This is a genomic window from Rhodomicrobium sp. Az07, assembly GCF_018619475.1.
Taxonomy (GTDB): Bacteria; Pseudomonadota; Alphaproteobacteria; order Rhizobiales; family Rhodomicrobiaceae; genus Rhodomicrobium.
In genome coordinates this window covers 22,725-37,238 of record NZ_JAHFZG010000019.1, presented here as the reverse complement: position 1 = coordinate 37,238, position 14,514 = coordinate 22,725, and the positions used below count along the sequence as shown (strand labels likewise).

Annotated in this window: 15 protein-coding genes; 9 read left to right on the top strand and 6 right to left on the bottom strand. The window is 62.6% G+C overall.

What is annotated here, in order from left to right; genetic code table 11:
* Window positions 1-45: 45 nt before the first annotated feature.
* The gene (locus tag KKP04_RS13265; protein WP_215032389.1) at window positions 46-777 is read right to left on the bottom strand and encodes a VWA domain-containing protein; all 732 of its coding nucleotides are present in this window, start codon (window positions 775-777) and stop codon (window positions 46-48) included.
* 414 nt (window positions 778-1,191) lie between these two features.
* Here KKP04_RS13265 and KKP04_RS13260 point away from each other — a divergent pair, with 414 nt between their 5' ends.
* The 3 genes from KKP04_RS13260 to KKP04_RS13250 all read left to right on the top strand — a co-directional run bounded on the left by KKP04_RS13260 (window position 1,192) and on the right by KKP04_RS13250 (window position 4,458).
* Window positions 1,192-2,862 carry a Clp protease N-terminal domain-containing protein gene (locus KKP04_RS13260; protein ID WP_215032386.1) on the top strand — a complete coding sequence of 557 codons (1,671 nt, stop codon included), beginning with the start codon at window positions 1,192-1,194 and terminating at the stop codon, window positions 2,860-2,862.
* Between the two features lie 178 nt (window positions 2,863-3,040).
* Window positions 3,041-3,295, top strand: a complete 255-nt coding sequence (locus tag KKP04_RS13255; RefSeq protein WP_215032383.1) for a zinc-finger domain-containing protein — start codon at window positions 3,041-3,043, stop codon at window positions 3,293-3,295.
* Window positions 3,292-4,458, top strand: a complete 1,167-nt coding sequence (locus KKP04_RS13250) for an FAD-dependent monooxygenase (protein ID WP_215032380.1) — start codon at window positions 3,292-3,294, stop codon at window positions 4,456-4,458. Before KKP04_RS13255 ends, KKP04_RS13250 begins: the two co-directional genes overlap by 4 nt.
* Before the next feature lie 110 nt (window positions 4,459-4,568).
* Here KKP04_RS13250 and KKP04_RS13245 read toward each other — a convergent pair whose 3' ends face one another.
* Window positions 4,569-4,799 (bottom strand): hypothetical protein, encoded by a 231-nt coding sequence (locus KKP04_RS13245; protein WP_215032377.1) that lies wholly within the window; start codon window positions 4,797-4,799, stop codon window positions 4,569-4,571.
* Between the two features lie 372 nt (window positions 4,800-5,171).
* Between KKP04_RS13245 and KKP04_RS13240 the strand changes: the two genes are divergently transcribed.
* Window positions 5,172-5,444, top strand: coding sequence for a DUF6460 domain-containing protein (locus KKP04_RS13240; protein ID WP_251134103.1), 273 nt, complete (start codon window positions 5,172-5,174; stop codon window positions 5,442-5,444).
* A 79-nt stretch (window positions 5,445-5,523) separates the two neighbouring features.
* Here the strand turns inward: KKP04_RS13240 and KKP04_RS13235 are convergent, their stop codons facing one another.
* Entirely contained in the window at window positions 5,524-6,411 is an 888-nt protein-coding gene (locus KKP04_RS13235) for a 2Fe-2S iron-sulfur cluster-binding protein (protein ID WP_215032374.1), read from the bottom strand.
* Between the two features lie 279 nt (window positions 6,412-6,690).
* Between KKP04_RS13235 and KKP04_RS13230 the strand changes: the two genes are divergently transcribed.
* Together KKP04_RS13230 and KKP04_RS13225 are read left to right on the top strand one after the other, a co-directional pair.
* Window positions 6,691-7,716, top strand: coding sequence for an aspartate-semialdehyde dehydrogenase (locus tag KKP04_RS13230; RefSeq protein ID WP_215032371.1), 1,026 nt, complete (start codon window positions 6,691-6,693; stop codon window positions 7,714-7,716).
* Between the two features lie 222 nt (window positions 7,717-7,938).
* The gene (locus KKP04_RS13225; protein ID WP_215032356.1) at window positions 7,939-8,424 is read left to right on the top strand and encodes a polymer-forming cytoskeletal protein; all 486 of its coding nucleotides are present in this window, start codon (window positions 7,939-7,941) and stop codon (window positions 8,422-8,424) included.
* Between the two features lie 16 nt (window positions 8,425-8,440).
* Here KKP04_RS13225 and KKP04_RS13220 read toward each other — a convergent pair whose 3' ends face one another.
* On the bottom strand, window positions 8,441-9,280 hold the full coding sequence (locus KKP04_RS13220; protein WP_215032353.1) for a 23S rRNA (adenine(2030)-N(6))-methyltransferase RlmJ: 840 nt from the start codon (window positions 9,278-9,280) through the stop codon (window positions 8,441-8,443).
* Between the two features lie 232 nt (window positions 9,281-9,512).
* Here KKP04_RS13220 and KKP04_RS13215 point away from each other — a divergent pair, with 232 nt between their 5' ends.
* The gene (locus tag KKP04_RS13215) at window positions 9,513-10,187 is read left to right on the top strand and encodes an HdeD family acid-resistance protein (protein WP_215032335.1); all 675 of its coding nucleotides are present in this window, start codon (window positions 9,513-9,515) and stop codon (window positions 10,185-10,187) included.
* Between the two features lie 78 nt (window positions 10,188-10,265).
* Here KKP04_RS13215 and KKP04_RS13210 read toward each other — a convergent pair whose 3' ends face one another.
* Both KKP04_RS13210 and KKP04_RS13205 read right to left on the bottom strand, forming a co-directional pair.
* Window positions 10,266-11,141, bottom strand: a complete 876-nt coding sequence (locus tag KKP04_RS13210) for an S-methyl-5'-thioadenosine phosphorylase (RefSeq protein WP_215032332.1) — start codon at window positions 11,139-11,141, stop codon at window positions 10,266-10,268.
* Window positions 11,142-11,201: 60 nt separating this feature from the next.
* Window positions 11,202-11,789: a hypothetical protein gene (locus KKP04_RS13205; RefSeq protein ID WP_215032329.1), complete on the bottom strand. Its 588-nt coding sequence runs from the start codon at window positions 11,787-11,789 to the stop codon at window positions 11,202-11,204.
* An 81-nt stretch (window positions 11,790-11,870) separates the two neighbouring features.
* On the opposite strand from KKP04_RS13205, the gene KKP04_RS13200 reads away from it, so the two are divergent.
* Both KKP04_RS13200 and ribA read left to right on the top strand, forming a co-directional pair.
* Window positions 11,871-12,695: an undecaprenyl-diphosphate phosphatase gene (locus KKP04_RS13200; RefSeq protein WP_215032326.1), complete on the top strand. Its 825-nt coding sequence runs from the start codon at window positions 11,871-11,873 to the stop codon at window positions 12,693-12,695.
* Window positions 12,696-13,082: 387 nt separating this feature from the next.
* Window positions 13,083-14,234: a GTP cyclohydrolase II RibA gene (gene ribA / locus KKP04_RS13195; protein WP_215032324.1), complete on the top strand. Its 1,152-nt coding sequence runs from the start codon at window positions 13,083-13,085 to the stop codon at window positions 14,232-14,234.
* The last annotated feature ends 280 nt before the right edge of the window (window positions 14,235-14,514 follow it).

Genomic DNA, 14,514 nt, shown 5'->3' with positions numbered 1-14,514 from the left:
GAGGAGAAAAAGCTGTAAGATCGCTGTGCCCTCGGCTTGACCGCGTTACGGCTTCGACATCTGTTCAAGCAGCACCGTAGGTGCGGCGCGGCCTTTTGCATAGTCGGCAAGTGCGCGCCGTCCACCGGCTGCGTAATGAGCGACGGCGGCGAGCAACTCGCGCAGCTCGGCCGCCGAGCCCGGACCGAAACGGCAGGTCGCGCCGCCCGTCAGCCGCGCGATCTCCCGGAATGCCGCCTGCGTGGTTGCATCCTGACCTTCCTGAAAAAGGAAGACGGGCACGGACAGAAGCCCAAGCTTTCCGGCGAGGTCGGCCAACTCGTCGACATTTTCCTCCATCGCGTCGCCGACATAGACAAGCGCGCTTACCTTGCCCGCCCCCGCCTCGGCGAGCGCGTGTTTCAGAACCTTGCGGATCTGCGTGAAGCCGCCCCGGCACGAAACGGCCGTCATGAGCCGTGCAAGCGCGGCTGCGTCATTCACCCAGCGGCTGGCCTTGCATTCGTCGGTGCCTCGAAAGAAGAGGAGCTTCACGTCAAGGCCGCCGACCGCCTTCACCGCATCGAACATGTCGGCCTGAACCTTGAGCGCCATGTCCCAAGTCGGCTGGCGGCTCATGGTCGCGTCCATCGCGAAGATCAGTCGGCCATGCCCCGAAGAGGGCGGTGGCGTCGAGCGCACGCGGTCGAGGAAAGCGTCGATTTCCGAGCGGTTGCTTTGTTCCTGTTCGAGCGGCGTTTGCTCCTTTTTCGATGGCGGACGTACGGGATTCTCCATGACTTCTCCGAACTGACTGGTTGACTGTTGATATGGGCGGCCTTCCGTTTTTCGGAATGCCCCTTCGCAACGTCGAGCGGTCAAGGGCGTGGCTGCGAGCCGGTTGCAAGGGGCAAGCACGAAGATGCCGCGCAGGGGTGCCGACATCCGCTAGAGCCGTTCCGATCTGATTGAATCGCAAACAGATCGGTAGCACGGTCTCTTCTATTTAGTTTAGAGACGGATCGGCTTCACTTCCGTTTCAGGTTGTGCTTTCCAGATCCGTCGCCTCCGCCTATTGTGGAAGGTGAAATGTGATTGCTGCCTCCGGCGCAGTGGCCGGGAGCCGAGTTCCGATGATCGAGCCGGGAGATCTTAGTCGGCGTGGGCTGCGCCTAAAACGCGTATTCGCCCGGAAGGCCGGTGGTGGGGACCATGAACGACCATTCCGCAGCGACCGTGGAACTGCCGCGGACAGCTTATCTCGATCACACGCTGAGACGGGCGCGCAGCGCGGCGGAGCAGCGTTCGCATCGCTATGTCACGCTTGAACATCTCCTGTTCACGCTTCTCGACGACCCCGACGCGTCGCGATTGCTGTCGACTGTCGGCGCGGACGTCGCCGTCATCCGGGCCACGATTACCGACACGGTCAACAACAGGATGGGTTCGCTCGCCGTGCCGGACGGGCGCGCGCCGAATTTCAGCTACAAGTTCGATACGCTGTTCATCTCGGCGTCGCAGGACGCGGCGCGCGCCGGTCGCCATGAAATCGACGGCGCCCTTGCCCTGCTCGCGGTCGCGCGCGAGCCGGAAAGCAACGCCTCCGCGATCCTCGGCGCGAACGGCTTCGACCCGGCGGCCGCGCTTCATGCGATCGCCGCATCACGCTCGTCGTTGCATGCGCAGACCGATCTGCCGCCGCCGCCCAAGGCCGTTTCGCGGCCCGAGGAAAGAAAACAGGCGCCTGTCGCTGCGACACCCCATAACGCGCCGGCAGTCGACGACGGCATGGACGACATGTTGACCAGCGTCCGCGACTTCCTCGAAGCTGAACAGAGAAAGGAAGCTGCGGGGACATCGTCGCCGGCCGCGCCCGCAAAGGCCGCGCCCCATCCGCCATCTCTCGGCCCGGTGCTCCGCGCGCAGGTGCCGCCGCCCCCGCCGCAAAGCGGCTATGCGCTGTCGCCATTCCGCGACGCGCCGCCCCTTGAGCCGGGCCTCGGCACAGGGCCTGAACTCAGGATGGAACCGCCGCAACAATCCGCTCACAACGATACGGAATGGACATTCCGCGCGCCCGAAGGCTCGCACGCTTCAGGCAACCACGGCGGCGGCATCGGCTTTGATGAGCCGGAGGCACCGAGGTTCGATCTCAAGCACCCGACAGCTTCCGGGCGGCCAGAACCCGCGCCACTCTCCTTCGACCTCGAACGGCCGGTCGCGCCGCCACCTTTTGACGCGGCGCCCCCGCGTCTGCCGCCGCTGTCGCCCGAGGCAGCCCGCGCGCCTGTCGACCCGAGGGGCGACAAGAAGGGAAAACGGCGCCCGCGAAATGCCGACGCAGCCACGGGCCTTATCGCAAAAATTCTCCAGCCGATCCCTCGCCGGACGCGCATCGCGGCGCCGGAAACCGTCGAGCTTCTCCTTTCCAGGGATGAGGCGTGGGCCCTGTTTGCGCGCGCGCGACCGCAAGGCGCCCCGGGCGCCGAAACGGAGCCGCACGCGCCTGTTCGGGCCGTAACGGTGCGCCTCAGCGCGCCTGAGGGCGGCTTCTTCATCGAAGGGCAGTCGCCGGAAACGCAATGGCTTCTCGACCGCCCCGCCCTTCTCGGGGAGGAACACTTCGGCAGCTGGGTCTGGATTGTCGTGCCGAACGAAAAGGGCGCGTACCCGCTCATCGTCTCCCTTTCCGCCCGCGACATCGACACGAACGGAACCGCTGTCGACCTGCATGTTCCCGATCAGGCGGTGAAAGTGCAGGTTCGCGGGAATTTCTGGCGCGGCTTCGGCAGCCTGCTGCGCACGCTGCTTTTGCTCGCAGTGGGCGGCGGTTTCGGCGCTGCGGCTTATTACGGATTGAAATTGATGGGCAAGGTGCCATAAGCCGGTTTAGAATTCATCTGACACAGGGCGAGGCATAGCGGCTTCGCCGTATCCGAAAAAAAGGCCCAGGGCTCAATCGGTAAACGAGGCGCGGCGTTTTGCCTAAGCGTCCTCACGCCACTTGCAAGCCTTGCTCTTTTAAGTATGGTGCGGCCCGCGCAGCAGACAGGCGGTTTTGATGGCGAAAATTGGAGTACCGCATTTCCATAACGACATCGGAGTCGAAAAAATCCACATCGGCGTGAAAGAGTTTCAGTGCGTGGGCGCGAGGCCGCCCCTCGACCATCCTCATGTTTACCTCGATATGGGCGCGGACGATCAGATCGTATGTCCCTACTGCTCGACCCTCTTCATCTATGATGCGAATTTGCGGCCCGATCAAACGGACCCCCCCTATTGCCTTTTCGAGCCACAGGAGGCTGACGCGCGATGACGAACAGCGCACAAAAAGAAAAAATCGCGATTGCCGGCGCGGGCATCGCAGGTTTGAGCGCGGCCATCGCTCTCAGGCTCTCCGGCCACCCGGTGGACATCTTCGAGGCCGAGCCGAAGCTTCAACCGTTCGGTGCCGGTATCCAGATCGGCCCGAATGCTACGCGCATTCTTGAAAGCTGGAATGTCGCGCTGCTCGGGACCGCATTCGAGCCCGAGAACATCGAAATTCACAGCGCTCGCAACGGCTCGCTGCTCAACACGGTGCCGCTGCGTCAAGCGTCCCGTGCCCGCTATGGGGCGCCGTATGTGACGCTCTTGCGGAAAGACTTGCAGAACGCGCTCCTGTCCCGCGCTCGCGATCTCGGCGCGGTTCCGAAATATTCCTCGCCCGTGACAGCCGCCGAACTCACGAAGGACGGTTTTCAGGTCACTGCGGGCGGCCGCCCTTACACGCTCGATGCGCTTATCGGCGCGGACGGCATCGGCTCCGCCGTGCGCAAGCTCGCATGGGGCACGAAGCAGCCGGTCTCCGCGAACGCCGTGGCGTGGCGCGCGATCCTGCCGATCACGGCGGTGCCGGAGGCGGCGCGCAAGAATATCGGCGTCTGGATGGCCTCGGGCGGTCATTTCGTCCATTACCCCGTCTCGGGCGGCTCGTCGCTGAACGGCGTGCTCGTCCTCGACGACGATTATCGCAACCATGGCGAGCCGGACAAGAACGATCCGCTGCCTTATCTCCTGCACCGGCTCGAAGGCTGGGCGCCGCAGATCCGCGAGGCTGTTTCGTCAACGAGGGCGTGGCTCCCGTGGCAGTTGCGCGGCCTTGAAAAATGGGACGGCGGTCATGGACGCATCCAGTGTATCGGCGACGCTTGGCACGCGATGCGCCCCTATCTCGCCTCCGGCGGCGTGATGGCTATCGAGGACGGGGCAGCGCTTGCATCCGCTCTTGCCGGTAAAGGATCCATCGAAGACAAGCTCGCGCGGTTCCGCCAGAAGCGCGCCGCTCGCGTGTGGCAGGTGGCCGAGCGCTCCGCCCTTATCGGCCGGATCTATCACGTTGCGCAGCCGTTCGATGCAATCCGTGATCTGGCGATCAAGAAGTCTTCGCCCGCGAAACTGCTTGAGCGGAACGACTGGCTTTACAACACGCGCATCTAACTTTTTAGACGCGCGCGCTTTCGGGACACAAAAAAAGATCGGGATCGCCTGGGGGCGGTCCTCGATCTTTGGTCGAACGCTTCATTGAGCCCGTGTTTTGCCCGCATGATTTACGTAAGGCTTTGCTCGATCGATCGGAAGGATTGGCGAACAGCCACCTGGTCGATCTGACCGCCCAGGTTCATAAGTCTTTCTTTCCCCTTGCGGCTGGTGAGCCAGCGGGCGGCGTCTTCCTCCGTGTGAAAGCAATAGGGCAGAACGTGCACGCGATCGAACCCGGCGGGAACCAACAGTTCGAAAGTGCCGTCGTCAGCTTCTCTGAGATAAGGTTTCGGAGCCATCGTAGCCTTCGTTTCCTGGTTGCCTTAACAGTCAGGTCATAATCCTGTAAACAAAGGGCAAACAAAGCGAACCCGCCAATGTTCCCTCCAACGCCGAAACCTATTTGCCGCTATTATCTGAACGGCGGCGCTGGCAGCGGCGATAGTCTCCTGACAAGCGGCGCTTCATGGGAGACCTTCAGGTTTTTGCGCTGGCGGTTAAGAAATCTTTCGGCGCGCGAGAAGGTCTGCCGGCCATTTGCCCGAAGCGGGCAATTTCGGTCCGGGGAGTCTACGAAATTCGCTTTTCGTTTCCCGGCTTGCCCGCTATCGGTGGTGTCGTTCGTCTTCAACCACGGCGCGCTCATTGCGCAACAGCGAGTGCAGGCCTCCATGGAACGCTTTTTCGGCGGCAGTCCCGCAACCGTCATTTTGAAGCTCGCAATCGCATCGCTCATCATCGGCATAACGCTGTCGTTCTTCGGCCTCGATCCGGCGAACATCTACGACGCGATGCTGCGTCTCGGCGACTGGATCTCATCGCTCGGCCTCGACACGCTGAAGCAAATCGTGCGTTACATCGCGCTCGGCGCGGCCATTGTGGTGCCGATCTGGCTTCTCGTGCGCGTGTTGAGCCTCTTCGGTTCGGATCGCCGAAGCAAATAGGACGCTCAAGATCGCCGCAAAAAAAACGCCGCTGGAAGGCGGCGCTTTCGGTTGGCGATGGATGTTCAGCCGGAGGCGATCAAGCCTTGCGCGCATATTCCTCGCGGGCGATCCACTTTTCGAGCTGCGCGACGTGCTCCGCTTCTTCCTTCACGAATTCCTTCGCTTCGGCGACGATGGCCGGATCTTTCGACACGTGCGCGACCGCGTAATAGAACTCGTAGCCGCGCTTTTCGCCCTGAAGGGCCGCCTTCAGAGCATCGAGGCGCGAAAGTGTCGGATCGGCAGCCCAAAGCGCTGTGCGCTCCGGTGTCACATAGTCCGGCCAGACATAGTCGGCGGGGATATGCAGGCTCGCGTCGATGGTGCCCGCGCGCTTTTGCGCTTCCGCCAGATGGAGGCGCGAGAATTCGGCGAGCTTGGCGAAGAGTTCGGCGACTTCGGTGTTTCCGACATCCGCCATGGACTTCGAAAGCTGATCGTAGTGGATGGCCGCGTCTTCCTCGACCTTCACCGCATAGCCGAAAAACTCATCAAGGCTGCGGATCTCGGTGCCGCCCTTGTAGATGCGCGCCGCGCTGGATACGGCTGGCCCCTTCGCCGGCAGGGTCTCGTCGCCGACGAACGAAACGATGATGTCCTCGTCGCGCACGATATACTGGCATGCCAAGCGAAAGCGCGGGGCAACGTCGTTGGTCTCGGCGTTCTTGATTTCCTCGGCCGTGATCTTGCCGAGCTGACGGAGCTGCTCCTTTTCCTTCTCGGTGAGCGAGATGGCGTGCATGCGCCGCGGGTCGAGCTGCTTCACCTCGATGAGACACGAGCCGCATTCGCCATCCTGGCAGTCGAACGGGATCGGAATTTTGTGTTCCTTGGCAACGGCGAGGATGGTTCCCCGGTCGCCCGCCACAGCGTAGACGGTGACGTCCTTCGCCAGGCTCGGGGAAGAAAATGTAATGTTCGCCATGGTATCTCCTTTTTCGCGCCGGAGCACGAGACTGCTGTTCGTTGCCGGATCGCCCGACCTTGCGAGGTCTGAAATTACACTAAGTGTAAATTTACCGAAACCGTGGCTTTTGTCGCGACGGATATTTTTTTGCTGTCGTCAACATTTTGCACATCTACTGTTCAACTTGCCGAAAAAGCGGGCAACGTCCTCGGAGAGGGAAATCCTCCCGCTGCAAAAACTCTTTTCACGAAGGCAAAGCACGCATACATTCCGCGCATCTCAGAAAAGGACGAGACCATGAGTTATAACGTCGCTGTCGTCGGCGCCACGGGCAATGTGGGTCGCGAAATGATGAACATCCTCGACGAGCGCGAATTCCCGGTGAAAGAGGTTTTCGCGATTGCGTCGCGCCGCTCGGTCGGCATGGAAGTTTCGTTCGGCGACAAGACGCTCAAATGCCAGGATTTGGCGACGTTCGACTTCTCGCGTTGCGATTTCGCGCTGTTGTCCGCGGGCGGCGATGTCTCGAAGGAGTGGGCGCCGAAGATCGCGCGCACGGGCTGCGTGGTCATCGATAATTCAAGCGCGTGGCGTTACGATATGGACGTGCCGCTGATCGTGCCGGAGGTGAACGCCGACGCCGTCGCGGGCTTCCGCAAGAAGAACATCATCGCGAACCCGAACTGTTCGACCGCGCAGCTCGTCGTGGCGCTGAAGCCGTTGCACGATGCCGCGAAGATCAAGCGCGTCGTTGTCGACACCTATCAGTCCGTGTCCGGCGCCGGCAAGGAAGCGATGGACGAACTCTGGAACCAGACGAAGGGCATCTACGTCACCGACGAGCCGACGCCCGAGGTCTTCACCAAGCAGATCGCGTTCAACGTGATCCCGCATATCGACGTGTTCCTCGATGACGGCTTCACCAAGGAAGAGTGGAAGATGGTCGTCGAGACGAAGAAGATCCTCGATCCGAAGATCAAGCTCGTCGCCACTTGCGTCCGCGTGCCGGTGTTCGTCGGCCATTCCGAGGCGGTGAATATCGAGTTCGAGAACCCGATCTCCGCGAAGGAAGCGCGCGACATTCTGCGCGAAGCGCCGGGCCTGCTCGTGATCGACAAGCGCGAGGATGGCGGCTACATCACGCCGGTTGAATGCGTCGGCGATTACGCGACCTATGTCAGCCGCATCCGCGAAGATCCGACGGTGGAAAATGGCCTGTCGCTGTGGGTGGTGTCCGACAATCTCCGCAAGGGCGCGGCGCTCAACACCGTGCAGATCGCGGAGCTGATCATCAATCGCGGGCTTATCGAGAAGCGGGCGTAATTCCCGACTTTCGGACAGATGCAAGTCGCGGCCGGGGACTCACCCGGCCGTTTTCATGTGCGCCTGTCCGAAGCGTGGCAAGCCTTTAACGCTTTATTAAAATCGGCAAAGCTTTGCCTTGCAAATGCCCGGAATGACCGGCTAGACAGGCGGAACGGCCGCGAAAAACGCAGCCGGCATCCGCTCTGGATCAACGCCACTCGTCACGCTTGAAGGTCACCCATGGCGACACCGTTTGCCCCGAATTATTCGCCCGTCACGCCGAGCCGCAGCGTGCATTCCACCGGCGATTCCAATATTTCGAACGATCTCACGATCATCGGCGACGTGACCTCCACCGGCAGCGTGACGCTTGACGGCGTCATCGAGGGCAACATCTATTGCACCTCGCTCATCGTGACATCGAACGGTCGTGTGAATGGCGGCATCATCGCCAATCAGGAAGTCACCGTGCAGGGCAAGGTGAACGGCACCATTCGCGGCCGCCGCGTCATGCTGCAATCCTCGGCGAAGGTCGAAGGTGACATCTTCCATCAGGGCATCGGCATCGAAATGGGCACGCGCTACGACGGCACGCTGCGCTGGACCGAGGATGAGCGCTCCTTCGATGAGCCCAGCGCGCCGGTGAAGACGCAGGGCGAGGCCGTGCTCGATCTGAATGCCTCGAACAGCGATGTCTTCGCCTCCAGCAACGACGGCGGCTATTGATTTTTTCGTCCGCGCTTCATGCGCCGGGGACGAGCCACGCCGTGTGCGTCTCGTGCAGGCGCATTGCGTCGGCAAGCGCGGGAAGCGCCGTCTCGACCGCCTCGGGCACGGTATAGGGCGCGTTGAACAGGATCAGCCCGCAGCCATTCAGGCTCAACGCACGGCCGCGCGGATAGATCAGCGTTTCGACGCACCACGTGCGCGGCAGGCCGAGCGCCGCCGCTTCAGCCTTGAGTGAGCCGGTTGGCGAAGTCGCCTTGATCGGATACCACAGCAGGTAAACCCCCGTCGCCCAGCGCTTCTTCCATTCGCGCATCTGCCTGATCAAGGTTTCGAACTCGTCCTTTTCCTCGAAGGGCGGGTCGATCAGCACGAGGCCGCGCCGCTCCTTCGGCGGGATCGCTGCGCGGATGCACTCATAGGCATCGACGCCGGTCACGCGCGCGCCCGGAAATTCAGCCAACGTGCCGCGCAGCGCATCGCGCGTGGATTCGTGCAGCTCGTTCGCGATCAGCCTGTCCTGCGGGCGAAGCCGCCGCGCGAGCAGAAGCGGCGAGCCCGGATAGAACCCTTCCGCGGCATCCTCCCGCACGAGGCGCAAATACGGCTCCAGCGCCGCCGCCGCTCCCTCCGCCGCACCGGGAGCGGCTTGCATCAGCGCGCCGACGCCGCGCGCCCACTCGCCCGTCTTCTCGGCCTCTTCCGAGCGCAGATCGTAAAGCCCCGCGCCGCCATGCGCATCGACCAGACAGAGCGGGTTCTCCTTCCGCAAGAGGTAGTCGACGCAGAAAGCGAGCACGGCGTGCTTGATCACGTCCGCGAAGTTTCCCGCATGGAAAGCGTGGCGATAGTTCATGGAAGCCGTCTTCGCTGCCGGTCGGATCGCGCCGCGCGATTAACCGTTCGATTGATCGATTTGTTCAGGTTCGCGCAAGCCTGCCGAAACGGCGCGCGTTCTAAAACGGGATGGTGCCTGTGAAAGCGACAGGCGTCCAGAGGGGCGCCGCCTCCCGACCCCTCACAGACTTTGATTTTTGCCAGACCGATCGAGCAAGCGTGCATCCGCCCCGACACCGAAGGAGTTGCCCATGACTTCCCCCAGCATCCCCGAACGTTCCGTCCCAGACCGCTCGCAAGGGTTCGACCCGAAGAAATTCGAAGCCGCTGAAAAGGAACTGGAAGCCGTTGTCAAAAAGGGCCTCCGCGAACATTGGAAATGGTTCACGGCGGAGGGCGTCCTTCTCGTGCTGCTCGGCGCGGCGGCCATAGCCGTGCCGGTGCTCGCCTCCATCGCGGTCGCCGCCTTTGTCGGCTGGCTCCTGTTCTTCGCGGGCGTCTTCTCGGCCGTCTCGACCATCCGCTCGCCGCGGGCGCCCGGTTATGTCTGGCGCATCCTGCTTTCGGCGCTGATGGCGATTCTCGGCCTGGTCCTCGCGCTGTTCCCCGTGCAGGGTTCGCTTTCGCTCACGCTTGTGATGACGGCCTACTTCATCGCGCACGGCATCGCGACCATCGCGTTCGCTTTCTCGATCAAGCCCGACACGGGACGGTGGGTTCTCCTGCTGTTCGTCGCGCTGGTTGATTTCCTGATCGCGGCGCTCGTGATTGCGGGGTGGCCCTCGACCGGCTTGTGGGTGCTCGGCCTGTTTGTCGGCATCGAATTGCTGCTGACCGGCTTCAGCCTGATTTTCGCGGCGCTTGGCGCGCGCGAACGTGGCGCGGACGAGACGCTCCCCGAGACAGGCGCGCATCGGCCTGCGTAAGCTCTGAACTTCAAGCGGCGTTTGAAACGGGCGGGCATGTTGGAAACGACGGTCCGCCCTTTACTTTGTCAGGGAGCCCTATCTGTTCAGCACGCGCCCGGCGACGGCGTCGAGCTTCGCAAGCAGCGCGGGATCGCGCGCATCCCGCGACGTGACGATGGCATGTTCGAGCGCCCGGTCGGAGCCGATGGGGCAAGGCTCGTGCTCGCGCGGGAAGTCGGCGGCGAGGCGTGCCACAAGGCGGCTCGCCTTCTCGGAATTCTCCTTCATGATGCGAATGATCGCTTTCATGTCGACGTCGTCGTGCTCCTCGTGCCAGCAGTCGAAGTCCGTGACCATGGCGATGGTGGCGTAGCAAAGCTCTGCCTCGCGGGCGAGTTTCGCTTCGGGCATGTTCGTCATGCCGATGACGCTGCATCCCCAGGCCTTGTACATGAAGGACTCGGCGCGCGTCGAAAACTGCGGGCCCTCCATCACGAGATAGGTGCCGCCTCGCGTATGGGTGATGTCCTCGGCCTTCGCGGCCGCTTCGATCCGGTCCGCAAGGCGTGGGCTTACGGGGTCGGCCATCGGCACATGCGCGACGCAGCCCGCGCCGAAGAACGACTTTTCGCGCGCGAAGGTGCGGTCGATGAACTGATCCACGAGCACGAAATGTCCGGGCGGCAGTTCTTCCCTGAACGAACCGCAGGCCGAAACCGAAACGAGGTCGGTCACGCCGACGCGCTTCAGGACGTCGATGTTGGCGCGGTAGTTGATGGATGACGGCGACTGGACATGGCCCTCGCCGTGACGCGGCAGAAACGCGACCGAAAGACCGCTGATCTCTCCGAGAAGCACGTCAGACGACGGCTCGCCCCACGGTGAAGGCACCTTCACCTTGCGTTTGTTTTCCAGTCCCGGCAGATCGTACAGCCCCGATCCGCCGATTATGCCAAGAAACGACTTCGTCATGTCCCGCTCCAGCCGCGCCAAAATTCAAGTCGGCGCATCTTCGAAGCTGAAGTCAGGATGTCAAGCCAATAGGTCGATATAATAAAGGGCGAAAACCCAGCGCGCCTCCTCTTCCTCGGTTCTCTTGGTTCCCGCCGGAAGTTCGCGCACGAGATAGATCGGGCCGAAGTCGCCAAGGCCGAAGGCGTTGCCGTCCGCCTCGAGCGCGAGAACCCATCGCTCGGAATAGACCGTGTCGAGCGACAGTTCGGCCGCGAACCCGTCGAGCGCGGACAGGCGCGCCGTCTTCGCGTCGGCAAGCGGCAAGGCGGTCGCCAGAACATCGTGCAGCAGCGGTCCCTTGTAGACGTGAGCGATGCCTGCTTCGTCCAGGCCCGTCACAACGGCGGGCGAGAAACTGAGAAGATCGCCGTAAGAAAAGGCACGTGCCTGCTCGAATTCTATGTTGTTGGAATAAAACAGGCGGTCGCGCTTCTGCTCCGAGGGCGGGCGATTCGGCGCGCCGACCAGGCCGCCGACCGTGAGGACCACGAGTCCGGCTGGCGCGGCCGGCGCGGCGACAGCGCTTCCATCCTGCATTGCGATTGAAGCCGCGCCACACGCAAGTGCGGCCATGCTGCCCCGTCTGGTGAAATTCTTTGCGAACATGGTTGTTTCCTGTCCATCGGGGTTGCGCCGCCCACGCCTCGCGCCTAAACCGCTTCGCGGTGGGACAAGCGAGGCCACAAGGTGGATATTTATATTCAAGCGGCAGTGCTAGGCGTCATAGAGGGGCTGACCGAGTTTCTGCCCGTCTCCTCAACAGGTCATCTGATCGTCTTCGGCGAACTTCTTGGCTTCAAGGGGCCACCCGGCAAGACGTTCGAGGTGATGATACAGCTGGGCGCCATCCTCGCGCTGATCATCCTCTACTTCCGGAAGCTTTTCGGCACCTTGTTCGGCCTGCCGACCGACCCGGCGGCGCGACGATTCGCGCTGTCGATTCTCGTCGCGTTCCTGCCCGCGCTGTTGCTTGGGGCGACGCTCCACAGCTTCATCAAGTCCGTGCTCTTCTCGCCGGTCGTCGTGGCGGTCGCCCTTATCGTCGGCGGGATCGTCATCCTGATCGCGGAAGAAACACAAAAGCGCGTGCTCTACACTGAGGCGGACAATGTTCCGCTCAAGACGAGTTTTCTCGTCGGCTGCGGTCAGGCGCTCGCGCTGATTCCCGGCGTGTCTCGCTCGGGCGCGACCATTATCGCCGGTCTGCTTCTCGGCCTTGAGCGGCGCGCGGCTGCGGAGTTCTCCTTCTTCCTGTCGATCCCGACGATGACGGGGGCATTCGCATACGACGCCTTCAAGAGCCGCCACGAGCTTTCGAGCGGCGACGCGGGCGTGATCGCCGTGGGATTTGTCGCTGCGTTCATCGCGGCAATGCTCGTGGTCAAGCCGTTCCTCGCCATCGTGACGCGCATCGGCTTCGCGCCCTTCGCGTATTACCGCATCGCGTTCGGCACCTTCATTCTCGCGGTCATCTACGTTTTCAACGCGTGGCCTGCGAACGGGACAGGGTAAATGCCGCGTAAATCGCGCTCATAAAAAAAGCGTGACACCCCATGGCAAAGCTTCCAATGCGACGCTATGCCTCCTATGTAACACTGTTGCATGATCTCAGACGGACCAAAGCTTGCGCTTCCAGCAGGCGCATCAGCCCGCTTGCCGGTTTTTACCGGCGGGCCGACGGTGCTCGGTGGAACGCTTGCGCTTTTGGAGCGGAAGGGCGACTCTTACTCTTGGGGCACGCCGCTCGAAATCGTGCGAACGAGCCTTGCGCGCGAGATGCGGCGCAGGGTTGCCATTCACCATCATTCGCCTCCGCGCTTGCGCGCGCGGCTTGGTTTGTTTCCGTTCGAATGCACGGGCTTTGCGTCCGCGCATCCGGCGGCTTTAACAGGGTAGGCTATGGAAAGCGCTAATGCCTCTTCTCCTTTCGGCGACGCACGGCAGATCGCGGTCGAACGCGCGATCGCGGAGTTTCGCGCGGCACGCCCGGTGGCGGTCCGCTCTGGAAGCGCCGCTCTTGTGGCATTTCCCGTCGACGGCGCGACCGAAGCCGCGATGGCGTTCTTGCAGCGCGGGGACGGCAGCGCCCGCCTGATCGTGCCGGGCGAAAAGATCCTCTCCGCTGGCCAATGGATCAGGCCGGTTGCGGCGCTGAGGCTGGAGCCGTTTACAATGCAGACGCTCGACGCCTATTTCGGCCGTGACGAGCGTGCGACGGCCGCCGCCCAAGAGAGTTTCCGCGCCGCCGACCGCGCCGAGGTTGCGGGCCTTGCGCTCGCAAATCTGGCGCTTCTTCTACCCGCCGTGCTTGTTGCCGACCGAGGCGCGAGCGCACAGGATGCGCTGCCGCTCCTGACCGTCGACGCCGAAGACGTTTTCGGTTTTCGCGACCGCGAGGCCAACGCGCTCAAGATCGTGTCGCGCGCCTTTGTGCCTCTCGAAGGCGCTGGCAGCTGCGAGTTCGTCGTGTTTCGCGGCGGCGATGGATTTCGCGACCAGATCGCGATCCTCGTCGGCAATCCGACGCCGGGCAAGCCCATATCCGTGCGTATCCACTCGGCCTGCCTTACCGGCGACCTGTTCGGCAGCCTCAAATGCGACTGCGGCGAGCAACTTCGAGGCACGGTGCGGGCCATGGCGGAGCAGGGCGGCGGCGCGGTGCTTTATCTCGACCAGGAGGGGCGCGGCAACGGCATAGCGAACAAGATACGCGCGTACCGGCTTCAGGATCAGGGCTTCGACACCTACGACGCGGACGAGCTTCTTGGCTTCGGGCAGGATCAGCGCCGCTTCGATTTCGCGGCGGACATGCTGAGGCTTCTGGGCTTTACGTCTGTGCGGCTGATGACGAACAACCCGCTCAAGATCAAGGCGCTGCGCGACGGCGGGCTCGACGTCCTGTCCACCCACCGGGTATTGACGCGGCCGACAGCGCATAATGTGAAGTACCTCACGACGAAGCGCGACAAGGCTGGTCATCTTCTCGGCGACGCCGGGCTGGACGCTATTGATGGGTGTGAGCATCCGCTGTCGCCTGCGCGGCATCCCTGACTTCGGAGCTATCGACCGTTCCCGAAAATGGAGGTGTCCGCCTTCAGGGCAGCTTTGCTGAACGAGCAACCACAATCTCAGCTTGAAGCTGTGGAGCGCCTGAAATAGAGTTGGCCGGACCCGGGTGGGGCAGGGGTCCGGCCTTCTGGGCACTTGAGAGGGAAATGGTCGAAGTCATCCTTGGGCATGGATGAGCTGGGACCACTAACGATGCACGAGAGCATGCTCTCCAATGAGTTGAGCGACGACCCTGTTAACCGGCTGAGCTACAAGTTCGTGT